This is a genomic window from Acidobacteriota bacterium (genome assembly GCA_039030395.1).
Taxonomy (GTDB): domain Bacteria; phylum Acidobacteriota; class Thermoanaerobaculia; order Multivoradales; family JBCCEF01; genus JBCCEF01.
The window spans coordinates 107,736-133,437 of record JBCCEF010000008.1; the positions used below are offsets into that span (position 1 = coordinate 107,736).

At 66.2% G+C, this 25,702-nt stretch carries 22 protein-coding genes and 1 tRNA gene; 12 read left to right on the forward strand and 11 right to left on the reverse strand.

Annotated elements, in window-relative coordinates:
• The first annotated feature begins 66 nt into the window (after nt 1-66).
• The gene (locus AAF481_10225) at nt 67-225 is read left to right on the forward strand and encodes a hypothetical protein (protein MEM7481540.1); all 159 of its coding nucleotides are present in this window, start codon (nt 67-69) and stop codon (nt 223-225) included.
• Between the two features lie 104 nt (nt 226-329).
• Here the strand turns inward: AAF481_10225 and AAF481_10230 are convergent, their stop codons facing one another.
• Both AAF481_10230 and AAF481_10235 read right to left on the reverse strand, forming a co-directional pair.
• Complete coding sequence (locus AAF481_10230; GenBank protein MEM7481541.1) at nt 330-791, reverse strand: hypothetical protein; 462 nt, start codon at nt 789-791, stop codon at nt 330-332.
• On the reverse strand, nt 788-1,258 hold the full coding sequence (locus AAF481_10235) for a hypothetical protein (protein MEM7481542.1): 471 nt from the start codon (nt 1,256-1,258) through the stop codon (nt 788-790). Before AAF481_10235 ends, AAF481_10230 begins: the two co-directional genes overlap by 4 nt.
• 632 nt (nt 1,259-1,890) lie before the next feature.
• Here AAF481_10235 and AAF481_10240 point away from each other — a divergent pair.
• Nucleotides 1,891-3,486: a hypothetical protein gene (locus AAF481_10240; GenBank protein ID MEM7481543.1), complete on the forward strand. Its 1,596-nt coding sequence runs from the start codon at nt 1,891-1,893 to the stop codon at nt 3,484-3,486.
• Between the two features lie 21 nt (nt 3,487-3,507).
• On the opposite strand, the gene AAF481_10245 is transcribed toward AAF481_10240, so the two are convergent.
• Nucleotides 3,508-5,484, reverse strand: a complete 1,977-nt coding sequence (locus AAF481_10245; protein ID MEM7481544.1) for a hypothetical protein — start codon at nt 5,482-5,484, stop codon at nt 3,508-3,510.
• 72 nt (nt 5,485-5,556) lie between these two features.
• Nucleotides 5,557-5,808: a hypothetical protein gene (locus AAF481_10250; protein ID MEM7481545.1), complete on the reverse strand. Its 252-nt coding sequence runs from the start codon at nt 5,806-5,808 to the stop codon at nt 5,557-5,559.
• Between the two features lie 93 nt (nt 5,809-5,901).
• On the opposite strand from AAF481_10250, the gene AAF481_10255 reads away from it, so the two are divergent.
• Nucleotides 5,902-6,456, forward strand: coding sequence for a hypothetical protein (locus AAF481_10255; GenBank protein ID MEM7481546.1), 555 nt, complete (start codon nt 5,902-5,904; stop codon nt 6,454-6,456).
• Here the strand turns inward: AAF481_10255 and AAF481_10260 are convergent.
• Nucleotides 6,437-7,951 (reverse strand): hypothetical protein, encoded by a 1,515-nt coding sequence (locus tag AAF481_10260; GenBank protein MEM7481547.1) that lies wholly within the window; start codon nt 7,949-7,951, stop codon nt 6,437-6,439. The genes AAF481_10255 and AAF481_10260 overlap by 20 nt on opposite strands.
• Nucleotides 7,948-8,397, reverse strand: a complete 450-nt coding sequence (locus tag AAF481_10265; GenBank protein MEM7481548.1) for a hypothetical protein — start codon at nt 8,395-8,397, stop codon at nt 7,948-7,950. Before AAF481_10265 ends, AAF481_10260 begins: the two co-directional genes overlap by 4 nt.
• 47 nt (nt 8,398-8,444) lie before the next feature.
• Between AAF481_10265 and AAF481_10270 the strand changes: the two genes are divergently transcribed.
• The gene (locus AAF481_10270) at nt 8,445-10,976 is read left to right on the forward strand and encodes a YfhO family protein (GenBank protein MEM7481549.1); all 2,532 of its coding nucleotides are present in this window, start codon (nt 8,445-8,447) and stop codon (nt 10,974-10,976) included.
• Here the strand turns inward: AAF481_10270 and AAF481_10275 are convergent.
• Complete coding sequence (locus AAF481_10275; GenBank protein ID MEM7481550.1) at nt 10,900-13,410, reverse strand: YfhO family protein; 2,511 nt, start codon at nt 13,408-13,410, stop codon at nt 10,900-10,902. The two genes, AAF481_10270 and AAF481_10275, sit on opposite strands and share 77 nt — an antisense overlap.
• 66 nt (nt 13,411-13,476) lie before the next feature.
• Between AAF481_10275 and AAF481_10280 the strand changes: the two genes are divergently transcribed.
• Nucleotides 13,477-14,949 carry a class I SAM-dependent methyltransferase gene (locus tag AAF481_10280; GenBank protein MEM7481551.1) on the forward strand — a complete coding sequence of 491 codons (1,473 nt, stop codon included), beginning with the start codon at nt 13,477-13,479 and terminating at the stop codon, nt 14,947-14,949.
• Nucleotides 14,946-16,433 (forward strand): hypothetical protein, encoded by a 1,488-nt coding sequence (locus AAF481_10285; GenBank protein MEM7481552.1) that lies wholly within the window; start codon nt 14,946-14,948, stop codon nt 16,431-16,433. The genes AAF481_10280 and AAF481_10285 overlap by 4 nt, the downstream gene beginning before the upstream one ends.
• A 64-nt stretch (nt 16,434-16,497) precedes the next feature.
• Here AAF481_10285 and AAF481_10290 read toward each other — a convergent pair whose 3' ends face one another.
• The 3 genes from AAF481_10290 to AAF481_10300 all read right to left on the reverse strand — a co-directional run bounded on the left by AAF481_10290 (nt 16,498) and on the right by AAF481_10300 (nt 20,675).
• Nucleotides 16,498-19,176 carry a fibronectin type III domain-containing protein gene (locus tag AAF481_10290; protein MEM7481553.1) on the reverse strand — a complete coding sequence of 893 codons (2,679 nt, stop codon included), beginning with the start codon at nt 19,174-19,176 and terminating at the stop codon, nt 16,498-16,500.
• A gap of 246 nt (nt 19,177-19,422) precedes the next feature.
• On the reverse strand, nt 19,423-19,755 hold the full coding sequence (locus AAF481_10295; GenBank protein ID MEM7481554.1) for an FmdB family zinc ribbon protein: 333 nt from the start codon (nt 19,753-19,755) through the stop codon (nt 19,423-19,425).
• Between the two features lie 92 nt (nt 19,756-19,847).
• Nucleotides 19,848-20,675, reverse strand: coding sequence for a DUF4388 domain-containing protein (locus tag AAF481_10300; protein ID MEM7481555.1), 828 nt, complete (start codon nt 20,673-20,675; stop codon nt 19,848-19,850).
• A 197-nt stretch (nt 20,676-20,872) separates the two neighbouring features.
• Between AAF481_10300 and glp the strand changes: the two genes are divergently transcribed.
• The 6 genes from glp to AAF481_10330 all read left to right on the forward strand — a co-directional run bounded on the left by glp (nt 20,873) and on the right by AAF481_10330 (nt 25,166).
• A complete protein-coding gene (gene glp / locus AAF481_10305; GenBank protein MEM7481556.1) occupies nt 20,873-22,081 on the forward strand; it encodes a gephyrin-like molybdotransferase Glp in 1,209 nt (402 codons plus the stop codon).
• A gap of 360 nt (nt 22,082-22,441) precedes the next feature.
• A tRNA-Sec gene (locus AAF481_10310) sits at nt 22,442-22,541 on the forward strand.
• A 48-nt stretch (nt 22,542-22,589) separates the two neighbouring features.
• Nucleotides 22,590-23,216, forward strand: coding sequence for a hypothetical protein (locus AAF481_10315; protein ID MEM7481557.1), 627 nt, complete (start codon nt 22,590-22,592; stop codon nt 23,214-23,216).
• A 7-nt stretch (nt 23,217-23,223) separates the two neighbouring features.
• Nucleotides 23,224-23,715: a DUF4442 domain-containing protein gene (locus AAF481_10320; GenBank protein ID MEM7481558.1), complete on the forward strand. Its 492-nt coding sequence runs from the start codon at nt 23,224-23,226 to the stop codon at nt 23,713-23,715.
• Between the two features lie 3 nt (nt 23,716-23,718).
• Nucleotides 23,719-24,345 (forward strand): molybdenum cofactor guanylyltransferase, encoded by a 627-nt coding sequence (locus AAF481_10325; GenBank protein ID MEM7481559.1) that lies wholly within the window; start codon nt 23,719-23,721, stop codon nt 24,343-24,345.
• Nucleotides 24,346-24,434: 89 nt separating this feature from the next.
• Nucleotides 24,435-25,166 (forward strand): DUF4412 domain-containing protein, encoded by a 732-nt coding sequence (locus tag AAF481_10330; GenBank protein MEM7481560.1) that lies wholly within the window; start codon nt 24,435-24,437, stop codon nt 25,164-25,166.
• A gap of 114 nt (nt 25,167-25,280) precedes the next feature.
• Here the strand turns inward: AAF481_10330 and AAF481_10335 are convergent, their stop codons facing one another.
• Nucleotides 25,281-25,664, reverse strand: coding sequence for a hypothetical protein (locus AAF481_10335; GenBank protein ID MEM7481561.1), 384 nt, complete (start codon nt 25,662-25,664; stop codon nt 25,281-25,283).
• Nucleotides 25,665-25,702 lie beyond the last annotated feature (38 nt).

Genomic DNA, 25,702 nt, shown 5'->3' on the forward strand with positions numbered 1-25,702 from the left:
CGTTCCAGGACGGTGGACCGGTGCGATGAGCCGAAGCGGCGACATCAGCCCGAAAAGGAGAAGAACATGCGCCGAAACACCTTCTACGCCCTGGCCTGCGCCGCGGTGACCGTGCTCATCCTGACCGCTGGACCAGCGGAAGCGGGGACTTGCTACTCGAATTGCGAAATCGCCTACTTCGACCGTCTGTTCTGTGACAGTCTTGACCTGACACTCGGTCGCTGAGACGCAGTCGACGGCCAGGCCCTTCCTGCTAGGTTCACAGATATCGAGGTCATCACAGTCTCAAAAGACCATCTCACTTCGAAAAGGACGGTCATCGTCCACCTTCATGCTGTCCTCAGCCCGCCATCAGTCGCAATGTGCCCTTCTCGCTCGTAAAGAAAAACTTGACCTGACGATGAACCCGAAGACTCAACCGCAACCTCAATAGAATATATTTGACCTCCGAATTCAAAGTCCTCAACCTCGCCCAAGCGCAGAACAATGTCAGCCACAACTCTTTCTCTCTCTCGGGGACCAGACTCACTGATCTCAAAAACTCCAACACGAACCTGATTACCCTCTACGCGAATGAGTCTAATATCCAAGAAGACAGCCGACTCTTCGTCCACAAGATTCAAGCCCTCCCCTTGCCGCACCATACTCTCAAGCTTCCAGTCCTCGCCTGACGCAAAGACCGTGACGGAAAACTTTTCAGAATCCTCATGCACTTCCCCACCTCTATCAGAATCACAGGCCGATAACCAAAAAAGTACTATCGACAAAAAGATCACTCGAAGAATCATCATAGCCACTCGGTAATCGACAAATCCCCGGACCAATACGGAAGCATCCCACCAGCCTCACAATCTCTTGCCACCGCCTCAAGCCTTAGAACATCGATTTTTCTTCTAGAATTCACCAGAGTATGGGTCCGAACTTCAGGATCGTAAGGGCCCAGGTTCACTATCACTGAAGGTTGAAGGTCTACGTGAACAATCACAGTGTCTGCGGTGCAGTGACCATCGCCCGTTGGCTCTTCGACTCGCTCAGGCCTTGTCAAATCGACTTTTATCTTCTTGCTCGGAGAAAATCTGGCAATAAAATCTTTTCCACAATTACCGCTCGCACCGTCACAGTGTTGCGAAAAGGAAATCGTCTCGGTCCTCAGAAATCCAATGTTGAGAGCGTCAGAAATCTGGTCCTGAAAAAGAAGATGTCCAAATGATGCAATTGAAGCGACGGAACCAACGTGTCCCAAGGCTATCGCCAACAAGGAAATCACTGCATACTTAAGACCGCGTCGCCGGCTTTCCCTAGGCCATCGAGACATGATCTAGGAACCACAACATGGGGTCACACAGCAGCTTGAACACCCACTGCTTACACTGCACCCACAAACCGACGCAGAACCGTCACAAGTCATAACGCAGCACGCAGTTGGCCTTAGGTTTTGTCCTTGAAAGACAGAGCCTAGATCTCGCACCATGTCTCCTTGAGCGACCTCAGCAAGTGCGACCGTTGAGATGACTTCAGAAACAGACTCTCCAGAACACACACTTTTGGCCCTGGTTACTTGGACTTGGTCGGAGGCATCGAGAGTTGCCGTCGAATCGGTCTCGAAACCAACCAAGAAGGCAACGAGTATCGTGACACAAAACAACAACATCTTAACAACGATCATAAAATCCTCAATATGAGTTTTGTTGAATGATTATAAGTCCCACTCGACGAGGAGGTCAAGCGCGGTCTCAGCATTACCTTCGAGGCAGATAGCATGCCAGTGGTCGCCTCCTGAGGCTCGAACCGGCCGATAGAGGAAGACAGGACCCTCGAATCCTCTACTCGGTAACGCATCGCCACTGCAAAACGCCTAGACTTCTGAAACTCTGACAAGGAGTTTGCCATATGGCCGACATCCGCTACATCGACAAGGACTTCGTTCGCTTCACCTACCTCGGATTCGACGGCAGCGAGCGCAAGGCGACGCTGGTCTTTGGCGACAAGGTGGACGTGCTGGAGGAGGGCGCGGGAGCCCAACCTAGCCGGATCCGGGCGCTGGAGCTGTTCGACGGCAACCTGGAAGGGACGGTGCGCGGCCGGCCGTTCCGGGATCGCACGAAAGGCGTGCTCAAATTCTCGATGGTGGACGTGCAGCAGGGCGACGGGATGATCCTCGAAGGCCCGCCAGACGAGAACCAGCGCCGGCCGATCGCGTTCATCGATGCCGGCGACAACAAGCTCTTTGCCCGCCACGCGGCGGCGCGCTTCCAGCACCACCGGCCGACTGCGGCCAGCCCCCTGGAGGTGGACCTGATCCTCGTCACCCACGGCGATGCGGACCACTTCGACGGCCTAAACGACCTTCGGCGCTCGGAGACGGAGAGCGGCCTGGCCGACCGCAAACGGCTGTTTATTCGGCCGCGGCGGGTTTTTCACAACGGCCTGGTCAAGGCGTCGTCCACCGGACGCTCGGAAACGGAGCGCCTGGGCCGCACCGTGGAGGTGGACGGCACGCCGATGATCGTCGACCTCTACGACGATCCGCGGGACGCGCCGGAAGAGCTGCGCAATCGCCCCTACTCCTGGTGGGCAAAGAGCCTCGATCACTGGGAGCAGCGCGGCCAGATCGCCTTTGAGCGCATCGCCCACGGCATGGACCCGAACGCTCTGTTCGATTTCCTCGGCCCGCTCAAGGTCGAGATCCAGGGTCCTTTCACCACCGACGTCACGGACCCCGAAGACGGCGAGACCAAGCCCGCCCTGCCCTTTTTCCACAAGCGAAAAAAGTCCGCCGTCCTCCACCTGGAAGACGAAACGGAGCCGGAACCAACACAGTATTCCACCTCGCATACCATCAACGGCCACTCGATCGCCCTGCGCCTGACCTACGGCAATGTACGCTTCAATCTGACCGGCGACCTCAATCAGGAGTCGATGGCGCTGATGCGCCGCAACCTGCCGCTCGCAGACCTCGAAGCCGAGATCATCAAGGCGCCGCACCACGGTTCGGCGGACTTCGACTACGAGGCCTTGAAGGCGATGCGGCCGGTGGTGTCGCTGATCTCGTCCGGCGACGAGAGCGGCAGCAAGGAGCACATCCATCCCCGCGCCACTCTGGTGGCGGCCCTCGGCAAGGTCAGCCGCGGCAAGACAGGGATCGTGCTGTGCACAGAGTTGGCGGCCTTCTTCGCCAAGCGCGACTACTCCCACGAGCGCAAAAAAATCGCTGAGTTCTACGACGGCGACGAGGACCTCACCCTTACCCGCGCTGCCCTCAAGGCGTACTACCGAAAGCGCCGACGCAGTTTCCAGGAGCGAGAAGATCTGCCCGACTTTTTTGCCTTCGAGCGCACCAACTTCGGCATCCTCCACGTGCGGACGGACGGCGAGCGAGTGCTGGTGTTCACCCACAGCGGCAAGAAGGGCATGCGCGAGGCCTACCGGTTCTCGGTGAACGAGGACCACGTGGCCCGTTTCTCCAAAGACGTCAAAACGGGATAGGCCGAAGCGGGACCTAGAGACTCACGACGGCGAAATCGCGCTCTCTCGCAGTCCCCGCACCAGCAAGTAAAACCCGTTCTGACCGCCCTCGGGGCAGGTTTCGACGACGATCCGTCGCGATCCGGCCGCGAACGGCACGGTCACCCGGAGCCCTTGCCCCAAGACCGCCCGCAGGCTTCCCTGGGCCGAAACCAAGCGCTCGCCGTCCACCCACAGCGATGCGGGACCGTAGGGCGCGAACTCAAAGTCGATCGTCACCGGCACATCGAAAACCGTGGTCTGCTCGAAGGTGGCGCATTCGCCGTCGCCCACCACCCGCGCGGCGTTGACGAAGCCTTCGACGGCCGCCGCCTGGGGTGAGTCGGCGCGGGGATAGGGCACTGCGACCGCCGCCTCCCTCTCCGGCTCGAACAGACCGGCCGACACCGCATCCCAATCGAGCACGAATCCGCCGTTGGCCTGGGGTTCGATCCGGTAGACCCCATTGAACAGGCGGTGGAGGGAGGTGAGCCGTGGGTCACCGGTCATCCGCTGGTCGAAGGCCTCAAAATCGCTCTCCACCACGGAGTAGACGATGTAGTCACTCGCCAGCACCGTCGCGGCGCGCAGCGGAACGTCCGGCTCCGAACCGTCCAGGATCTCTCGGTAGGCCTGGAAGGCCGCCGGGTCGAAGCGGTAAATGGGCACTGGATCCAGGGGGTTGAGAAACAGAGCCTCCGGCGCCCACAGCATGTAGATTCCCGTCGAGGCGTGAGGCGCCAGCACCCGGGCACCGGCCGGCAGGGCGGCGCCGACCGCTTCCCGGTCCCGAAGGCGCACCTCATCGGGTCCCGCCGAGGTGCGCAGGTCGAAGCGCCGCAGCTCCCGGCCCACTCCGGGCAGGCACACCAGGAGGGCGAGGCCCACCGCCACCAGCGTCGGCAGGCGCCCGCGCCCGGGCAGAGCGATCCAGTGCCCAAACACCCGTCCGCGACGGCGCAGATCGAACAGCACCCAGAGCCCGGCGAAGACGAAGAAGTAAATGGAAAACCGCGACATCAACACGTAAAGCCCGCCGAAGGCGATGGCGGCAATGGCGAAAGTGTAGGCGAGGCGCGTCGTCTCCTCGCCGTCTCTGCCGGCAACACCGCCAGCGGCGGTACCCGGCCGGCTCGCCCACCACAGAATCAGCGCGCCGAGAAACCATCCGAGGTTGGCGAAGAGCGCGGCATCGACTCCGGCGGGCTGGAGTTCGCTGCCCACCCGAATGAAGCTCGTGTCCTGAAAGTACAGGACGTTCTGCAGCACCCAGATGTCGAGATTGTGCGGAAACTGCGGGTGGACGACGAGGCCGACGGCTACCCCGAGACCGGCGTAGAGCAAGAGCGGCCACTCCCACCGCCGGCGACTCCAGCCGGTCCACAAAAAGAGCAGCCCGAAGATCCCGAGAAATACCTGGAAAGCCGTATAGCTCAAGGCGTAGACCGCGCCGAGGACTCCCAGCCACCGGTAGCGCCGACCCGCCGCTGCCGCGATGGCGAGCAGCAGGATCAGCAGGGAGAGCAGCTCCGGCCGCAGGCGCACCATCCGCCAGGAAAACTCCAACGAACCGACCACCAGCCACCAGGGCACCACCAGCCCCCATGGACCCAGGGCGCGATACCCGAAGGCGAACAGCGCGGTGAAGATCAGCGCATTGAAGAGGGCCAGGGCCCACCGGCCGCCGGCCATGAGGTCGCCGCCCTGGACGAAGGGCACCAGGGCGGCGTGGAAGAGAAACTCCTTGTCGCCGAAGCCGTCCCGAAACTCGCTGAACCGGGCCTGTGGCAGTTCGTCGACGAAGGGGCCATGCTCCGCGTACATGCGGGCAATGGCCAGGTGGTAGTAGGAGTCGGCGTCGTAGAGAACCGGGTGCTGGGAGTAGAAAACCCCCAGAGCTCCCCAGGCGACCAGGAAGACCGCCGCCAGCAACAACCAGGGCGGCCGGGATCGCGACGGCTCGTGCGTCGAACCGCTCACCTAGGGAGAACCGGATCTTCTCTGGACAGTTCCCGATGGCACGAAGAACCGGTCACGGAGAAGCGTCGACGGTCAGGGACCGCACAATGCCTCGGCCGCCTCCAGATTGAAGCCGACGAGCAGCGTCTTTCCTTCGAGCAGCATCGGGGCGCGGTACTTGCCCGTAGGCCCTTTGAGAGCATCGAGGTCGACCTCGGACGCCTTGAAACGCTCGACCTTCCGTCCCTTGGCCACGGTCACCGCATCGACCCTGGCCAGCAGGTCTTTCACCTCCGCATCGGACAGCGGGTCTTTGCGGGCCGACCGCTCCTCGGCGATGGTCACATCATGACGCGTCAGCACCTCACGGGTGCGTTCGCAGCTCTTTCAAGAAGGGCGATGGTAGTAGAGTTCGACGGCCATAACGAGGAGGCTCCTTTGAAGAGTTTGAAGCTGATCTGCGCGCTGCGCATGGTAGCAAATGGAATCGTCGGCGGTGCGCTGCTCGCGGCATTTTTCCTCGCCGGCTGCGGGCAGCCCAGCGAGCCCGGCCCGACCGCAGCGACGGCCGAGGACAGCGGGACCTTTCGCGCCGCCCTGGTGGTGGCGAAGAGCGACTCCACGACGCCCACCACCGTCTGCGTCGAGCGCACCGGGTCCGATGGCTCTGCACCGGTCTCGGGAATCGACATTCTCACCCTGTCCGGCCTCGACCTCGCCTATGAGACGGCCGCCGGCGGCGGAGTGTTGGTCTGTCGTATCGACTCCGCCGGCTGCGATTTCCCGGCCGAAGGGTGCCTCTGCCAGTGTGAGTCCGGGGACTCCTGCCGCTTCTGGTCGTACTGGCAACGGCCGCCCGGAGCGAGCGCCTGGCAGAGAGCCGAGCGCGGCGGCGCCGGGTCCATGGCGCGGGACGGCGGCGTCGAAGGTTGGGTTTTCGGCGCCGGAGACGCTCCGCCGCCGGAGGTCTCATTCAACGACGTCTGTTCCTAGCGGTTCGGGGCGCCGCCGAGCGGCCGGGCACCGCGAGAGCGACGGTGCCGACGATGAGCAGGGCGGGAACCAGGTGGAAGAGCAGCCGCGGGAAGCTCGACCGAACATAGAAATCGACATCGACCGGCGCCGTGAAGTACACCGCCAGATAGAAGGCAAGCTGCCCCGCGATGACCAGGGCGGCAATCCGCGTCCGCCGGAGCACCAACAGCCACGGCAGCACGACCAACAGCCACGGCACGGCGTGCCACTCGATGGTCTGGAGCGCCTCGACCAGGCCGGCCGCGATGGTGGCGGCCCGGCCGAGGTCCGGAGCGCCGCTGTTGGTGGCCTGAAAGAGACCGTGGCGAGCCGACATCGCGAGCCAGGGAAGGCCGACGACGGCGGGCATCAGCACCAGACCAAAGAGCCTCCGCCAGCTCCAACCGGAGCGACGCCAGCGCAGCGCGATCCACACGCCGAGAAGCACCCCCGCCAGGACCGGCCCCTCGATCTTCGCCGCCGTCGCCAGGGCCGCCGCCGCGGACACTCGCAGGTCGTCGGCTCGGCCTAGCCCGACCTTCTCACCAACTTCGTCGCGAGAGGGCGCAGGCGCCTGTAGCTGCAAGGAGTGAGGTCCTCGAAGCGACACAGGCGTACTCGAAGTACGTCGAGGAGCGGAGAGGTCAAAGGACGCCGCAGATGCAGGTGCATCCGTCCTCGCAGCAGAAGGCTGGGGAGAAGATCGGGCGAGAGGCGATAGGAGTGCCGGCAGGGCCAAGACGATGGCGAGGGCGATCGGCCAGTCGGCGGCGCCGGCCATGCGGTAGCCGATGCCGAACATCGCGGTCACCAGCGCGAGAACCGCGATCCCCGCCTGGGCCGAGAACGCATCGGCGCCGGCGCGCCGAAGGGTCTCTCGGCCGGCGAGCAGCATCGCCGCGAAAAACACCGCCGACCAGAGCATCGCCCCGCCCTCGGCGAAGCGCCCTTCGATCAGCGAGCTCAGGGCGGTCAAGGTCGGAACGAGATGCGGGTAGTCGGGATGGGCGGCGAGGTGGAGGGAATCGCTCAGGAAGTGCCAGTCGATTCCGCCCGCCAGAAACGATCGGTGCGCCTTGATCCCCCAGTGGTAGACGAAATCCGGCAGGCCGATCTGTCGTCCGGCGGCGATGAAGCCATAGAGGATCACCGTACCGAGGGCCGCCAGATCTCCCCAGCCGAAGGAACTGCGAAGCCCTGCTGGCCTGCCGGAGGCCGTCCGTGACCTCCACCCGTCGAACCAGAGCCCCCCGGCAATCAAAGCCACCACCACCCCCACGCTGCCGCGGGTCCAGCGAACGGACAGCAAGTCCATCAGCAACAGGGCGCCGAAGATCCACACCAATCCCAGAGCCAGCCGCCGGCCCCAGCGGTCGAGCGAGCGGTCGTCTTCGTTCGAGAAAGCCTTCTCCACCAGCCAGCCGACTCCACCGGAAACCAGGGTCAGCAGAAAGACCGAAAGGAGGCTGGTCATCGGACCGTCTTCCCCACTGGCGTTCGAATGCGGTAGGTGACGCCGCTCCAGGAGCGATAGATCTCCCGCAGGCGGGGGTGGTCGATCTCGGTGTTGTAGGCGAGGAGGTACTCGCCGGCCCGCTGCGCCTCTGGGTGGTCGAGAGGGATCACCCGATGCTCCGGCAGGAAGTAGGCCGCCCAGAAGGTGAGGAAATAATCCTGAGTTTCGGAACCGGTGCCCGTCGCGAAGACCACCACGGACATCTCCGGCACCTCGACGGTGGCCGCTTCCAGGAAGAATCTGAGGGCCTCCGGGCGCACCTGGCCCAAGCGCCAGAAGGCGACCTCGCCGGAACCGGTAGGGTCGGCCACCGCTTGCCGGTAGGTCTCCACCTCGCGGGCGAGGCCGAAGACGCACCAGACCAGGGCCAGTAGCAGCACCAGCTTGCGGAGGAAAAGGAACACGGGATCGGTACCGGGACGGAGGGTTCGGTCCCAGTATAATCCCGCCAATGGACGGCTGGAGCCTGCTGGACGCTTTGCCGGGAGCTTGGTTTCTCGCCCTCGCGCTTCTCCTCGTCGTCATCGTCCGCAGGACCTACGATCCGCTTCCCCGGCGGATCGCTCTGCTCGCCGTTCTCCTCCCCCTCGGTCTGTTCGCTCCGAGCCTGCTAGCCGGCCGCGTGCAGGTGCCGGTGGATTTCCTTCTGGCGTTCGATCCCTGGCGACAGGTGGAGTCTCCCGGCGCCGCGGCGCATCCCCTCCAGGGCGACCTTCCGCTCCTCCTCCAGCCCGCCGTCCAGAAGGTTCGCTCGGAGACGGCGGCGGGCCGCTGGCCGCTGTGGAACGAGGCCGTGGGCGCCGGGATGCCCCTGCTGGCGGATCCGCAGGCGCAGGCCTTTCAACCGCTTCTGCTGGTCGGCTATCCGCTGGCCATTCGGGCCGGGCCGGCGGTCGCCGCGGCCCTCAAAGTGCTTCTCGCCTTCCTCTTCTCGTTCCTCCTCCTGCGGCGGCAAGGGCTCACCTCAGCGGCCGCCGTCATAGGGGCGATCGCCTTCGCCCTCAGTGGATTCGTCGTACTGTGGTCGGGATGGCCGCTGGGAACCACCGCCGTCTGGCTGCCGGTGGTGCTCTACGGCTTGCTGCGAACGGAGAGCGAACCTCGGACGGCTGACCGCTGCCTGCTCGTCGCCGCCTGGCTGGGGCTGCTGCTCTCCGGACATCCGCAGGGCATCGCCTTTTCCTGCTGCGGGGTCGCCCTGTTCGCCGCTTCCCGGCTGTGGAACTCTTCCACGGCCAGGACACCCACGGCCCTTCGCTGGCTTGGCCTAGGCGCCATCGCCGGTGCCCTGGCCGCGCCGGTCCTCCTGCCGGCCTGGCAGGCAATCGCGCAGAGCGAGCGCCAGGCCGTTCTGGAGCGGCTAAACCCTTCGCTACCGCATCTCGGTGAGGCCGGCGAAGGGTCCTCCGAGCGGCTGGCGGCACGGCTGGCACCGGACTCCCTCGGCGACCATCGCTGGGGCTCCTACTGGGGACCGGTCAACAGCCTCGAAGACGGCGGCGCCTTCGTTTCGACGACCGTTCTGGTCCTCGCTCTAACGGCGTTCGGCCGGCGCCAGCGGCGGCCGCAGGAAGTCGCCGCCGGCTGGGGCACCGTCGCCGCCCTCGCCCTCACGCTGCTACCGCCTGCGCTCGTCGCACCGCTGCCCGTCGTCGGATTTCTGTTTCGGCTGGGGCCTCAACGGCTGCTGGGGGTCGCCGCCTTCGGGCTCTGTTACGTCGCGGCCTGTGCCCTGGACCGCTGGCTACGGGGGGAAGAGATCCGCAAGACCGGCGTCGTCCTCGCCGGCCTGCTGGCTGCGGGGATCCTGTGGGCGTTCCTCGCGCACCCACCGCCGGCCGGCCGCGACCCGCTGACCGCCTTACGGAACCTGAGTCTCGCCCTTCAACTCGGCCTGCTAGGAGCGGCCGCCGCCCTGCTGCTAGCGCGACGCGGACGGCCGCGCATCGCCTGGGTCCTTTGTGCCCTCGTGGGAACGGAGCTCTTGGTTGCGCACGGCCCGGCCAACCCATCGGTCCCGGAGGAATTGGCGACGCTTCTAGGTGCGGGTGCTCCCGCGAAAAGGGTGGCACCTGGGGAAAGTGCTCCCGCGAAAAGGGTGGCACCTGGGGAAAGGGAAGGTTCTAAGAAAAGGGTGGCACCTGGGGAAACGACTGAAATACCGCCTGAATTATCGGAGCCGCTGCGCTGGCTCCGGGAGCATGCCGGCGGCGATCGCGTGGTCGGGCTCGGACTGGCGCTGCCGCCGAATACGGCGTCGTTCTGGGGGCTATCCGATCCGCGGGTGAACAATCCCCTGGAACCCGCCGCATACCGGCGGGCGCTCCGCTCACTCCACGCCGGAGCTCAGGCGTGGGAACTCGGCCGGGCCGAGTCGCCGCTGTGGGACTTGCTCAATGTGCGCTACTTCCTGGCGCCCCGCGGCCAGCCGCAGCCGGCTCCTTTGGCACTGCGGTTGCGCCACCCTTCCGGCTGGGTGTGGGAACGGCCGACGGCGCTCCGGAGGTTCTTCCTTCCCCGGGCGGTCGAGACCTACCGGGGCGGCTCCTGGCCGGACTGGCTCGCCGCCAACCCGGACTTCGCGGCGATCGCCCTCGTCCAATCCGACGGGAGTGCTCGGCAAGAGGAGCGATGGCGCGCCGATGCCACCGGAGCCAACCTGTTCTTCAAAGAACACGACGCGGCCCACTGGACGGTCGAGTTCTCGGCGCCGGAGGAGCGCTTTTGGGCTTCGAGCCTCTACCAGGACGGCGGGTGGAATCTTCTCCTCAACGAACACCCCCATCCCTGGCTGCTGGCGAATGGTCCGTTCCTGGGAGCTTGGATCCCGGCGGGAACCCACCGGTTGACCCTCCTCTACCGGCCGCGGCTCCACGCCTTCGGTTGCCTGCTGGCGGCCCTCGGCCTCACCCTGTTCGCGAACGCCGCCAGGCCGCGATCCAAAATCCCGACCACAGCAGAGTGGCCAGGGCGCTCGCGGTGAATCCCAGGCGCCAACCCGGCGGCAGGTAGCGCAGCTCGACCTGGCGGACTCCGGAAGGCACCCGGACACCGAGGAAGGCACCGTTGATGCGCAGGGTGGTCAAGCTCTCACCGTCGCCCTCCGCCCGCCAGCCCTCCGGACCGAGATTGGAAGTCGCCAGCAGCCGCTCCGTCGCCGCCGGCTCCAGGCTCAGCACCTGTAGGCCTCGCTCCAGCCGCAGCGGACGGGGCGGAGCCCCTCGGAAAGCCTCCTGCACCGCCAACCCTGCGGCAGCCTCCACCGCCACCCGGTCTCCACGATCCAAGCGCCGGATCCACTCTTCGACGGCACCGGGTTCGACTTCCTCGACGGACGACGGGAAGAACCAGCGGGGCAGGGCCTCGGGGTTGCGAAACACGAAGTAGGGATAGAAACGCCCGTCGTCCGCCTGAACGAGGGTCTCCGGTTTCGCCACTCCGAGGCTCAAGACCGCCGCCCGCACGCCGAGGAAATCGAGCAGTGGGTGATCGAGATTCCGCACCGGCGAAACGTAGGCGTTCATCGACGGATTGAAGCCGAAGGCCCCGCGCAGGGCCGCGATGTAGCGCATGTCCGCCAGCGGGTTGTGGGGCCGCACCTCGGCCAGATTCCACACCGTCATCAACGAGGGATAAGCCAGCAGGTCACCGCCGATCACCCGCGAGGGCGCCATCGCCTGCGAGGTGCCGGGAACTTCAGCAGGTGAGCTCGCGGCGCGGTGGATTTCTTCGACAAACGGCCCGCGGGGATAGAACAGTCCCGGCGAACCCGCCGGCAGGTGCGACCGGGACCAGGGGAACTGATCGAGGAGCTGGACACCGCCCATGAGGAGAAAGGCGACGGGCACCGCCCACCGGCGGAAGCGCCGCTGACGGCCGACGCCCAGGCTCGCGAGCCAGACCGCTCCGGCCAGCACCACCCAAAGCCCAAGGCCCCAGCCGTCCCACTGCACCGCCAGGCTGATGCCGCCGGCGAGGACTAGGGCCAGGCCCACCACCCAAGGCACCCGCCGCCGCCGGAGCGCCTCGAAGGCAAGCGCCGCCGCCACGTTGAGGGCCAAACACCCGACCAGCAGGAAGCGCGTCCAGGCCGGAGCGCGCAGCGCCGGCAGGAAGTCCATCAGCCACATCAGCGGAACGAACCTCGCCGCCAGCAGCAGAGACAGCACCGCGAAGGCCAGGAAGGGAAAGACCCGCCGCCACGAGAATCGCCTTTGGATCATCGCCCGCCCGAGACCACCGAATCCCAGCCAGCCCACCAGCGCAATCCAAGCCCCGGCCCAGGCGACCAGGCCACCGTATCCGCTGCTCGCATCCACCCAGTTGATCGGCCCCTGGAACTCGTCGCGATAGGGCACACCGTAGGCCCGCGGATGAGCCGGCGCCTGCAAGAAATCGGCGAACTCCGGCACGAAGACCTTGGGAAGGGCGGCGGGAAGGGCAGCGCCTTCGAGCAGCGGCCGGGCAACGGTTTCGGCGGCCCGCTGGGAGTCGCCGAGGACGTGAGCGAAGGGAATCAGGTGGATCGCCGCCAGGGCAGCTCCCAGCACCGCCGCCGCTCCCACCCAACGAGCAAAGGCCAGGCCGTCGCGCACCGCCGAGGCGCCCCTGCGCCGCAGGCACCAGCCGCACAATCCGGCGAACACCGCACCGGCGACGGCGGTCTCCGGATGCCCCGACAGCAGCGTCAGAGCGGCGATCAAAGCGGTGACGGCGAAGCGCCGCGGATGCGGGCGGCGGGCCAGCGCTACGGTGGCCGCCGCCAGCCAGGGCACCCACGCCAGAGTCGCCGTGTGGGGAAAGAGCGCCCAGGCCATCATGCCGCCGGAGAGTCCGAAGCCGGTGCCGGCCAGCAGCGAGGGACCGTTGCCGGCCCCGGCGAGGCGCGCCAACAGCCAGCTTCCCTGGATCGCCACTAGCAACTTCAAAACCAGCATCGCGAGCAAGAAGTGCTGAATCGGAATCGGCCGGGCCAGGTTGTGAAGGGGCGACAGCACGCCCGCCTGGGGATTCGCCCAGGGCGAACTGCCGCCGTCCAGCCGATCCGACCACAGCGGCAGCCGGCCCTCGGAGAGGGCATGGCGGACCTCCAGTTCCCAGGGCAGGAACTGGTAGATGGCGTCGTTGAGCAGGTCGTGACGCCCCGGAGCCTCGACCCGCGGCGCATCGGGCAGCCAGCGCAGCACGTCCGTCGGCACCAGCAGGCGCTCACCGCCGGCCGGCGCCATCAGCCAGGGCGCGAGAAGGACGAGGGGCAGCGACCAGGCCAGTAGGCGCGCAGATCGACTGAGCCTCCGGCCCAAAGCCCGCGACAGCAACTCGCAACCGACCTGGGCGACCAGCATCAGCATCAGCAGCCGAAGGCACAAAGCCGCATCGATCGACGCGAGGGACATTGACGGCAAGGAGGCGGACATGGGGCGCAGCCTATACCGAGGGAATCACCCCGATCACGGCGCCGCCGCGGCTACAATCGGCTCGCCATGGCCAATCCTTCTCATCCGGCCTCGGAGTCCGCCGGCTCTCCGCCCGGTCCCCTCGTCGCCGCCTTCTGGCAGGCTTTGGGGACGTCATCGCCGACGGAGCGGCTGGCGGTTCACCCGTCCGACGAAATGCTCGCGTTCCTGGTCGATCAGCACCGGGGAGATCGCGACCAGGCCCTAGCGCACTATCTTCGCTCCGGCCACGCCATCGCCGACGCCTACCTCCAGATCATCCGCTGGCATTTTGGGACGGGTTATTCGGAGGATGTGGGGGCGTCCGTCGACTCGCTTCTCGACTTCGCCAGCGGTTTCGGCCGGGTGACACGTTTCCTCGTGGAGTCGATTCCGGCAGAGCGGGTGTGGGTGTCGGACCTCTACGACGAGGGGGTGGCTTTCCAGCGAAAGACCCTCGGCGTGCAAGGCTTTCCTTCGACTGTCGACCCGAAGGAATTCCACTGCGAGGAGCGCTTCGACGTGATCCTCGCCACCTCGCTCTTCAGCCACCTGCGGGCGGACCGCTTCCAGGGCTGGCTGGATCGCCTGGCGAGCTTGCTGACGGAGCGCGGCCTGCTGATCTTCAGCGTCCACGACGCCTCGCTCCTGCCGCCGGACCAAAAGCTACCGCCGGAGGGCATCGCCTTTCGCCCGATCAGCGAGAGCTCGTCCCACGACGGTGACGACTACGGCTCCGCCTGGGTGAGCGAAGCCTTCGTGCGACAGGCGGTGGGGCAAACCACCCCGCTCGGCGAAGGCCACCGCCTTGTCCGCCTGCCGCGGGGGTTGTGCAATTTTCAGGATCTCTACGTGGCCGCCCGCGGACCGCGCGGTCCCCTCAGCTCACCGGGGGACTCGACCTTCGAGGGAGATCCGCACTTCTTCCTCGAATCCTGCGACGTGTTGCCCGGCGGACGCCTGCGGCTGACCGGCTGGGCGGCAGCGGCCACCTCGGCACTCACGGCCGGGGACTCTCGTTCTCCTCCGAAGAATTCCTCCGCCAGCGGTGGCGCCTCGCTGGAGGTGTGGCTGGGAGGCGAGGTGTGGGGGAGCTGCGCGGTGGACCTGGACCGCCCCGAGGCGGCGGCCTTCACCGGCACGTGGCGCTGCGGCTGGGCCCTCGAAGGCTCCCTACCGGAGGGTTTTCGGCCGACGGACCCGCTGGTGATCCGGCTGCTGACCGCTGACCACCGCCGGTCGCACATCGTCCACATCGCCACGGTCCTCGCCAGTTCCCTCGGCTGCTGCGAAGAGCGCCTGCGCTGGTTGCAGGAAGAACTCCATCGGCGGGAGTCGCGCTGGGCCGCCGAGCGCGATGCCGCCGACCGGCGTCACGGCGCCGAGGTGGCGGCGGCGAGCGAGGAAACGCGCCAGCTCTCCGCCCGCCTGGCGGCGATGGAGGCGAGCCGTTTCTGGAAGCTGCGCAACGCCTGGTTCACCTTCAAGCGGCGGTTCGGACTCGCCGGGGGCGGACGATGATCGAGCCCCGCCCGCCGGCCTCACCGCCGACCAAAGCCTGGGTGCGATGGGGCCTCGCCGGCCTGTGGGGATGCCTGGTCCTCTACGTGGGTGCGCGGATGTGGGGCTTTGCCGTCGACGATTTCTTCATCACCTACCGCTACGCCCAGAATCTCTGCGCCGGCCATGGCTTCGTCTACAACCCCGGCGAGCGGGTCTTCGGTACCACCGCGCCGGGGGTCGGCCTGCTCCTCTCATTGCTCCACACCCTCACCCGCGTCTCCATCCCGGGCCTCGGCACGCTGACCACCGCCGCCGGCCTGTGGGTGGTGGTGTGGGTGCTTCACCGGGACACTCCGCGGCGGCGGCCGGAGACAGCCATTGCCGGCACCTTTCTGCTCCTTTCCACCTTTCTCTGGATCCACGCCGGCGGCGAGGCACCGGTGGTGCTGGCGCTCCTCACCGGCGCCGCCGCCATGGCAGATCGCTCCCGGGTGGGCGCCGGCCTCCTCGCCGGCTTCGCCGTATGGTGCCGGCCCGATGCCGCCCTCGGCGTCGGCATCCTCGGTCTGGTGCTGTGGGTCGAGAAGCGGCGCCTGCCCTGGCGCTACGGGGTCAGCGGAGGATCGCTGCTAGCCGTCGGACTGATCGCCGCTCACAGTTGGTTCGGCGCCTTCCTGCCGGCCACCCTCGCCGCCAAGCGGCTGCAGTCGGCCTGGTTGCCGGAGGTGTGGGCCAGCGGCATCCACTTCTGGAGCCGCGCCCTGCGCCTACAGGAGATGTTCAACGGCCCGGCGGTGCCTTGGCTCGCCGCCCTCGGCCTCGCCGGCCACGTGCTGCTGCTGCGCCACGGCGGCCGGGCGACGCGCGTGTTGACCCTCTACTCCCTGGCTTTGATGGTGGCCTACCCGGTTTTGGGCGTGCCCTTCTACGCTTGGTACGCCATCCCCGCCTACGTCACCACCCTTTTCGGCGCGGCCTTCGCCGCCGGCGCCGGCGCCCGCTCGGCGCACCGCTTTCTCGATCGTGGATGGGTGGCCAAGGCGACGGCGGCGGCGCTGGTCGGCGTGCTCGTCGCCCCCATCGCCTTGCCGCTGGCGCGGCACGGCAAGAACTTGCTGACCGGCCCGCGCTCGCGCCCCCGCTTCGACCTCTACAAAGAGGTAGGTGAGTGGATGTTCGAGCACGTCCCGCCGGGCGAGGCGACGGCCTTTGTGGAGGTGGGCACCATCGCCTATTTCAGCCAGCGGCCAATCTACGATCTGCTCGGTCTGGTGAGCCCCGCCGCGCTGCCGCACGTGGCGAAGGGGGACATGAAGGGCGCCTTCCTCGCCTCGCCCACGCCCTGGGTGCTCTACGGCACCAAGCTCCACGCCTTCATGGAACCGGTGCGCCAGACCGAAGGCTTTGACCGCGCCTACGAGGAACGCGCCGCCTTCGGCCCGCCGGGCGACGAGCGGCAGCTCATCCTCTACCGGCGGCGCGAGGAAACCCCCAGCCCCTAACGGAAAGAGCCGGAGCCGCGCACGATCGCGCAACTCCGGCCCGTTACTTCGCCACAGGTAGGAACTACGGCGCGATTCGCCCGCCGCCGGTGAGCACAGACTCCGGCAAACCCACCGTATCGGCGTTGCCGCAGAAATTGCCGGCTTCATTCGAGTAGGTGGTCTCCAGGCCGGTCACCGTGTCGCGCACGGTGATGTCGTACACCACGTCCGACAGGGCACCGTAGAAGATCCAGAAATTGTTGCCGGACGGACGGTTGTCGAGCACCTTGAGGACCAGCTCGATGTTCTCCGGACCGAAGAACCAGAAGTAGCCGGACTCGCGGGTACCCGGCACCGCCTTGCCGGTGCCTTCGTCCAGGTTGCGGTGGTTCAGCCAGTCGACGGTCACCGCGAAGCGGTCGTCGAACAGGCAGAGGGTCTCGGCGTTCGCCACGCAGGTGCCGGTGGCGGCGCCTACGCTCTCGACAGCCGGCGCCGGCAGCGGGATCGGCGCCGCCCTCAGGTTACCGCCATTGCCACCGACGACTTGATCGCCGGGGAAGGCCGGCGTGTCCGCGAAGCCGCACAGCTCGCCGGGCGGGTTGTAGTAGGTGTTCGAGAGTTGCGTCTCGGTGTCCACCACGGTGATCCAGTACTCGACCGTCGACAGAGCCCCATAGAAGAACCAGTAACCCTGATCGATGGATGTCGCGTCGAGCGCCTTGACGATCAGCTCGACATTGATGTCGTTGAAGAAAGTGAAGACACCGGTGCTGTCGCCGGTGAAGGGCGTCTGGGCACGGCCGCTACCGTCCTGGCCGCCGGCAAACTGATTACGCCAGTCCACCTGCACCCGGAAGCGATCGTCGAGCAAGCACAGGCTGTCCGCCGAATTGGTACAGCCGGTAACGCCCGCCAGCGGGGTGGCGGAGGCCTCGTTGCTGTAGTCCGAACTGCCGCTCGTGTTGCTCGCCCGCACCCGGAAAGTGTACGGCCGGCCGGTCACCAGATTGCCGACCAGGAAGGTCTCGGTGTTCGGACCAATGGTGCCGACGGGGATATAGCCGCTCTTCGGCGAGCGCAACTCGATTTCGAACTGCGTCTCGTTGACCGAGCTGTCGTTCCAGGTCAGGCGCACCGCCGTCGGCGACTGAGCGACCGCCTCGAGACCGAAGGGCGCGCTGGGCGTGTCCGGCGGGGTGGTCAACGAAGCCTCGTTCGAGTAGGGAGAAAAACCGCCGCCATTTCGGGCGCGCACCCGGAAGGAGTAGGTGGTCAGCGGAGCCAGGTTGTTCACCACCACTTCATCGGTGTTCGGCGGCAGGCTGCCGCCCACCTCGACGAAACTTCCGGCGCCGGTCTTGATCTCCAGACGGTAGGAGGTTTCGTTGTCGGCATTGTCCGTCCAGGTCACGGAGGCTGAAGTGGCCGAGGTCAGGATAGCGGCCAGGCCGGTGGGGGCAGCCGGCCGGGTCGGTCCCGTTGTCTGGCCGTCACTGTAGAGGGTGCCCAACGCCGCCCGGTCGTCGTTGTTGAGGCGCGCCCCGCGACCGTCATTGTGCACGAAGGCGCGCATCAGAGCATCGTTCAGAACAGCACTGGATCCGCAGGAGGGACTCTCGTCGTCACCGCAGGCATGGCCGAAACCCAGGGTGTGACCCAGCTCGTGGCCGAACAGCTCCTGCGCCGCCAGCACCGGGTTGCCGCTACGGGTGAAGTAGCAGTCGAGGCCGGCGTTGGTGATGATGTCGCCGCCGATGATGCGCTGGTATTGCACTCCGCGGAAGGTGTCGAGCTGATTGCTGAACCACGGCCCACCGATCGCCAGAACGCCGCCGCTACCGCAACTGAAGGGCGCATCGAAGGAATCATTGCCGTTGGGATCGCTGAAGGTAATGGCATTGGTGCTGTCGAAGGTGGTCAGGCCGCCGTTGAGGGTGGTGGTCTGGGACGATCCGAAGGCGAGCCGGACAAAGCTCTGCGAATCTCCCGTCCAGGCCTGCATCGCCCCGCGGAAGGCGTCGATGGTCTGCTGCAGGGTCAACCCCGGCTGGCCGGAGCTGTTCACCCGCCAGCGCACCGTCCCGCCGCCGTCGAAAGCGATCCAGCGCAAATTGCGACCTTCATTTTCAAACAGCGTGAAGTGCTCTTCGAAGGCCGTGACGTCCGTCGGCAGGAGTTCGACGAAGTAGTCCACCGGCCGCTCGACGCCGCGCCCCCGATCCGTCAACCACTCGATGAAGGCTTCGCGATCCCGCGGGCCGCGGTTCTCCGCACGGGCCGTGTCCTGATCGTCCAGGGGCAGCTCGTGGGCGCCGCTCAGGTGGCGCGCCAGCACCCGACGGCCGCGCCAATCGATATCGCGAAAGGCGCCGAGCAGGAGGTGCTTGATCCGGAAGGTGCCATCCGTCGCCGGGCTCAAGAAGAACAACATGCGATCGCCCTCGGCCATCTTGGGCACACCCCATAGCTCGAGTCCGATACCGTCCGGACCGACGCCGCCGGGGGTCCGCACGATCAAGTTGCTGCCCGGCACGTCTCCCTTGATCACCCGGGCGATCTCGATCTGGTAGTCCGTCGAAGGAATGCCCGGAACCGGTGCAGCATCCTTCGACAACACCCGGGCCTCGACGATGACCGCCGACTGATCGGCGAGATCCTGATCGGAGACCATCACAAAGGTCGTTGCGCTGAGGGTCAGCGGCAGGGCAAAGCACAGGCAGCCGGCCAGCAGGGCCAGCGACATCGTTCTAGTCTTCATGAATCATCTCCTGGCAGGCGGCAAGTCTTTGGTAGTCCAATCATTGGAGTCAGGCCGATCACAGGCAGAGGGCCAGAGCAGCTCAGTTCACCGCAACGCGGAGCCACCTCGATCTGTTCCCCCGCAGGCTACTGAACCACAAGACAGCATGTCATTGTAGCATGAGACAGCTCCACGCCGACCTCGTCAGAAAGCACTGGAATCATCTCGTTCGACGGCGCAAAGCTACGCTCCCGATGACCTGTTCTACGACTCATTCGAAGATGTGGCCTTCTCAGTGGCACCGGACGACTTCGAGCTACCGCTCTTCGCCTCGCTCTGGGAGGAGGGCTTCTTCTCATCGCCGTTGCCGGAATCGGAGCTTTCGCCCTCGCCGCCCTTCTCGCCGCCACCGCCGCTCGACCTGGCGTAATCGGTGACATACCAGCCGGAACCCTTGAACTGAATGGCCGGAGAAGAAATGAGCTTCTTGAGCGCCCCGCCACACTGCGAACACTCGGTCAGCGGGGGATCCGAGAACCTCTGGATCTCTTCGCTGCGGCGACCGCACTCCTGGCATTCGTATTCGTAAATCGGCATACCTACTCCACATGGATCTTCAAAGTGGATCGATCGGGACTTCCCGCAAACTTCCTGGGAGGACGCCCGTTCCGAATCCCGGCCAGGAAAGGCTAGGTCGAAAACCGGCCGCCGGGGGTTTTCAGCCGGATCTTGACGGAGGATCGCGTCGTTTCTTCGGCCTGCTCCCCGACCGCATTTTCCTCCAAGGAGACCTCACGAATCAATTGCAGAACCTGGAAGGCGTACATCAGCTTGCCGTTGTCCGCCGCCGAGAAGGGACCTTCGGTACAGATCTCATACAGCGTTCGGCGGCCGTCCACCAACTGGAGAAGCTGGTATTGCTCCGCATCGAGGCCGGCGTCGATCAGGTTCTCGGTCTCGTGGCAGGGCTCGAACAGGGTGTCGCGCTGACCGAGCCGAGCGACCATCGCCTTGGCGTTGGGAGCGCGCTTGATGCCGGTGAGGATCACCTGGCGCATCGGCAACCGGATGTTGGCGCCCTCCGACTCACCGATCCGGAAGGTCACCCGGCCATCCTGCCAATAGAACAGGCTCCAGACGATCGCTTCGACTTGCTTGACGATCGCCGCCGCCACTTCCTGCGGCGAAAGGTGGCCGCCCTCCACCAAGATCTCGCCGTAGCGGCGGTCCGATTGCCCGCGCTCCTCCATGGTGCTGCCGGCGATGGCCGGGGTGAGCACCCCGCTGCGCAGCAGGTACATGCCGAGACTGTCGTTGAGATCCGTCGACGACGCATGCACCACGCATCCATCCGCCACCACCACCTTCTTGATCACGCCTTCGCGCTCGGCTCGGACCACCCCACCGACCTGAAAACGATCGATGGTGAACAGCATCTCCGGAAGGGCCGTTTCTGCCAGATCACCCCGGTACTGGAAACTCTTTTCGGCGGACGACAGGGAGTCACCTCGGATCACAGGTCAACAAATGCCGGAACCCTCATCAGCCCGGCGAGAGAAGAACATATCGATTTTCTGAGAATACCAGCTTCCTAGCAACTCCAGAGAAGCAGGGTGTTCCACCGGGGATCCCTCGGGACATCGACCGAAGCGGACCCGGGCTCGCTCTCCTCAGCCATTGCCTTAGACTGTTTCTCTGACCCGGAAGCCGCACGATGAGTTCCCACCCCATTTCACCGCCCGAAGCGTGGCGACGGCTGTGCGCCGCCACCGCGCCGCTACCGGCGGAAAGACTGCCGCGGCGCAACGCCCGGGGCCGGGTGCTGGCCGAGGATTTGAGGGCGACCGTCGACGTACCGCCGGCCGACGTATCGGCCATGGACGGCTACGGCATTGCGGGCACCGTCGCCGCCGGGGCGGCGGTGCCGGTGGCGGGAACGGTCGCCGCCGGCGACCCGCCAGGCTTCGCCCTGCCCCCGGGACAGGCCGTACAGATCATGACCGGCGCGCCGGTGCCACCGGAGGTCGAGCGGGTGGTACCGGTGGAGCGGACCGAGCGGCGGGGTGACACCGTGTGCTTCGTCCAGGCCTCGGAGAAACGACGCCACATTCGCCGCCGGGGCGAAGTGCTCGAGGTGGGCGACCCGGTCATGCCGGCGGGCACGGTCCTGCGCGCCGCCGCCCTCGCCCTCGCCGCCACCCACGGCTACGGCGAACTATCGGTCATTCGCACTCCGACGGTGAGCATCCTCGCCACCGGTGACGAAGTCGTGGCGCCGGAGCGGGAACCCCGGCCGGGGCAACTGCGCGACTCCCACACCGACTTCCTGCTGGCGGCCCTCGCCGACCGCGGCTACCGGACGGAGACCCTCGGCATCGCGCCGGACGACCCGGACATCCTCGAACGGCACATCCGCCGCGGCCTGGAGGCGGACGTCCTGCTGGTCTGCGGCGGCGTCTCGGCAGGCGAATACGACTACGCCGAGGGCGTCCTCGAAAAACTCGGCTGCGAAAGCCTCTTCGACGCCGTCGCCATCCAACCCGGCAAGCCCCTCGTCGCCGCCACCCACCCGGGCGGCCTCGTCTTCGGCCTACCCGGCAACCCGGCCTCGGTCATGGTCAGTTTCACCCTCTTCGTCCTCCCCCTCCTCCGTCGCCTCGCCGGCCACGAGGCGGATCTGCTGGACGAGGCCCAAATCGGCACCCTCACCTTCCATCTCCCGGCCCAGGGCGCCCGCACCAAATTCCTCCCGGTACGGGTCGCGCCAGGCGACCACCCCAATCCCCCTCAACTCCATCTCCTGGAGTCCAAGGGCTCCCACGACCTCGCCGCCTACGGCAAAGCCAACGCCCTCCTCCACCGCCCCGCCGACGCCCCGGAAGCAGTTCCCGGCGACCAAGCCCAGTTTCTCTCCATGCCCTGACCGCTCTTCGGAACCCAAACACAGGCCGCTCGCGGGCGGCCCCTACAGATCTGTCGTCTTGCCTCCAATAAGGAGCTCTCGAATCCTGGTCGCGTGCATCGGGGAAGAGGCAAGAAACGGCTTCCTCGGGGAGGGCCTCAGCGGGAGCTGGCTCCGGGCGCTCGCGTCGTTCTTTGGAGTCATGAACGGTGTGCGCCCGGAGCGCGCAGGGCGAGGCCGAAGCCCCATCTGTCGAAAAGCCTCGCCCGGTCCCGCTGAGGCCCTCCCCGAGGAAGCCGCCCCCGATCCACCCCCAAGCCCTCCCCGAGGAAGCCGCCCCGATCCACGCACCTCTGCCATTGAGGTATAGACTTTGAGAAAGGAAGCGCTCGGGGGCTGGTGCCTCCCGCGGTCTTCAAAACCGTAGTCCCGTGTCGGTTCCGGCTCGGGGGGTGGGTTCGATTCCCATGCGCTTCCGCCAATCGACCGGCCACCGCCACGACGCACTCGAAAGAAAGGATTGACCCTCATGCTCCGCACGGCCCTCGCCGTCCTAGTATTTGCTCTCCTCGCCTGCGGCGGCGGAACCGGAGAGCGGGAGACCGGCGCCGCAACCACCGCCCCTCCGGCGACGAACACCGCCCAAAGCCCGCCGCTGATCGACCCCCTCGCCACCCCCGCCCGCAACCCCTCGGCCGGCGGCAACGCCACCGCGGGCACCTTGGCCTTCGACCTGCCCAAGACCTGGACCCGCGAAACCCCGCGCTCGGCCATGCGCCAGCTGCAGGCCTCCATTCCCGGCCCCGGCGGCCCGGCGGAGATCGCACTGTTTCACTTCCCCGGCCAGGGCGGCAGCACCGAGGCCAATCTAGAGCGCTGGATCGGCCAGATGGAACTGGCGCCGGGCACCTCGCCGCAGCGCGAGACCTTCGAATCGAGTGGTCTCCGGATCACCACCCTCGAAGTGGCGGGCACCCTGCTGCCGAGCGGCATGGGCACCGGCCCGACCAGCCCGCAGCCGAACTCGCGCATGCTGGCAGCGGTGGTCGAGGGACCGGGCGGCCCCTGGTTCTTCAAGGCCACCGGCCCGGACGCCACCCTGGCGGCGGAGCGTGAAGCCTTCGGCCAGCTCCTCGGCAGCCTGCGCCTGGACTAACGCTTCCGTGGGCTCCAAGCGGGGGCGATGGCTCCAGCGCTTTCGCCTCCGGCTGATCCGGATCTACCCGCCCTTCCTCGGGGCGGGTATCCGGGTGCGCGAGATGAACCTCGAAGGCGGCCTCATCCGGGTGCGGATGAAGCTCCACTTCTGGAACGGCAACTACTTCGGCACCCATTTTGGCGGGTCGCTCTACTCGATGTGCGACCCGTTCTACGTCCTCCTTCTCGCCCATCGGCTGGGACCGGACTACATCGTGTGGGACAAGGCCGCCACCATCCGCTTTGTGCGCCCGGGGCGCGGCACCGTCGAGGCGACCTTCCGCATCTCGGACGAGGAGATCGACCAGATTCGGCACCAGGCCGAGACCCAGAGTAAAGTCGAGCCGTTGCTCCACGTCGATGTGCTCAACCCGGAAGGCGAGGTCGTGGCGCGGGTCGAGAAAGTGCTCTACGTGCGCAAGAAGAAAGCCCCACCGGCGACCGCCGCAGGAGACTGATCGGTGCCCGGCGAAGCACGCCCCCTCGGCGGACTGCTGATCGGCGGTGCAAGCCGCCGCCTCGGCCAGCCGAAACAGCTCGTCACCCACGGCGGCTCCACCCTCGCCGAGCGAGCCCATCGAGCCCTCGCGCCGTGGGTGGACGAAGTGGTTCTCCTCGGAGCGGGTGAGGTGGCCGGGGCTCTCGCCGACCTTCCCCGCTGGCCGGATCGCACGGTGGCCGGCGACCAGGCCCCACGCGGCCCCCTCGCCGGCATGCTCACGGCCTTCGGAAAGCGGCCGGAAGGCTGCTGGATCTTCGTGCCCTGCGATCTGCCGCACATCCAACCGCCAGCCGTGGAATGGTTGATCTCCGAGCGGCGGCCGGAACGCTGGGCGATCTTCCCGGGCCTTCCCGGCGAAAACGACGCCCATCCGCAGCCCTTGCTCGCGCTCTACGAGCCGCCAGCGCGACGACTGCTCGAAACCCTGCTGGCAGCCGGACACCACGGCCCGAGCCGGCTGGCTTCGCGCAGGGAAGTCGCGGTCGTGCCGGTACCGGAGGAACTCATCCCGTGCTGGCGCGACATCGACACACGAGAAGATCTCGCGGCCCTGAGCGGGAGTCACCCCGGCATCGATCCTGCTTAAAGATTTGGACAGTGGCGTCGAAGCATCAAGAGTGGTCAAACCTTCGACCCACCCTCCTCGACCCTCAACCTCCGAAAGGAAGAAACACCTTGAAAAACAACATCCTTCGCGCCTTGCTCTTCGCGGCTCTGGCGACCGCTCTACTGGTCCTGCCGGCCGCCGCCGATACCCTCCTCACCCTCGAGAATCGCCAAGAGGGGAACCTCCCCGGTGCCCAAACCGGCAGCAGCACGGTGGAAGTGTGGCTCGGCGACAAGCGCGTCAGCCGCCGCGACGACAAGACGACCATGATCTTCACCCAGAATCCCGACCGGCTGGTGGTGATCGACCACCAGGCCAAGACCTTCAGTCCCATAGATCTACCGGTCAATCTCGCCAATCTAGTGCCCGAAGACATGCAGGCGATGCTGCCGATGTTCAAGATGGAAGTGGAAGTCACCGAGACGGACGAAACCCGCACCATCGGCGACTGGCAGACCAAGCGCTGGAACCTGACGCTATCGAACGCCACCGGCATGGTGGTGAACGCCGTGCTGTGGATGACGACCGACCTCGACTTCGATTACGAGACCTTCCGGCAGCTCTCGATGCGCATGGCGGAACTCCAGCCCGGCGGCGAGGGAATGGCTGAGAAGCTTCAGTCCATCCCCGGTTTCCCGGTGCTGACGGAGACGGCGATCGATCTGCGGGGCACCACGTTCAAGACCTTCGAGGAACTCCAGAAGGTCGAAGAGAAGGACGCCCCTTCGGGCACCTACGAGGCCCCGAAGGGCTACACGGAAAAGGCCTTCGACGCGATCGCCAACGCGGCCGGCGGTTAGCTGGCAGGCTTCAACCCATCCTCGGCAGCTTCGCTGCCGCCTCGCCCTTCGGGCTCGGGTTCGCTGCGCCGAAGCGATCTGCGCGCAATGCGGAGCGTTGTCGAATAGCGGTGGCTATAGATCAAGGTTACGTTCGATCGAGGCGAGTTGGCGCCGGGCCATCGCCAGGTTGCTCTTGCTGCGCTCCAGTGCAAGGTACAGGAACAGGCTCGGCGCCGTTTTCAAAGGCCGAATGATGTGGTACTGCCGGCCGAGGGTGATCAGGATGTCCTCGATCGCGTCCTCCAAGCCGAGGTTGGCCATCGTTTCCATCTTGGCCCGCACCACTTCGGTATTGCCGGCGCTGGCCACTTCCAGATTGAGAGCATCGCCGCCGCCGGTCTGACCGAGGCTCCTGCCGCTTTCAAAATCCACCAGGGCCACGCCGATGGCGCCCTCGATCTCCATCGCATCTTCCATCGCTTCTTGCGGCGAGGTCACTGCCTTCTCCTCTCTCATCAAGTCTGACGTTCCCACAGGATCCCTTCCGACCCCTT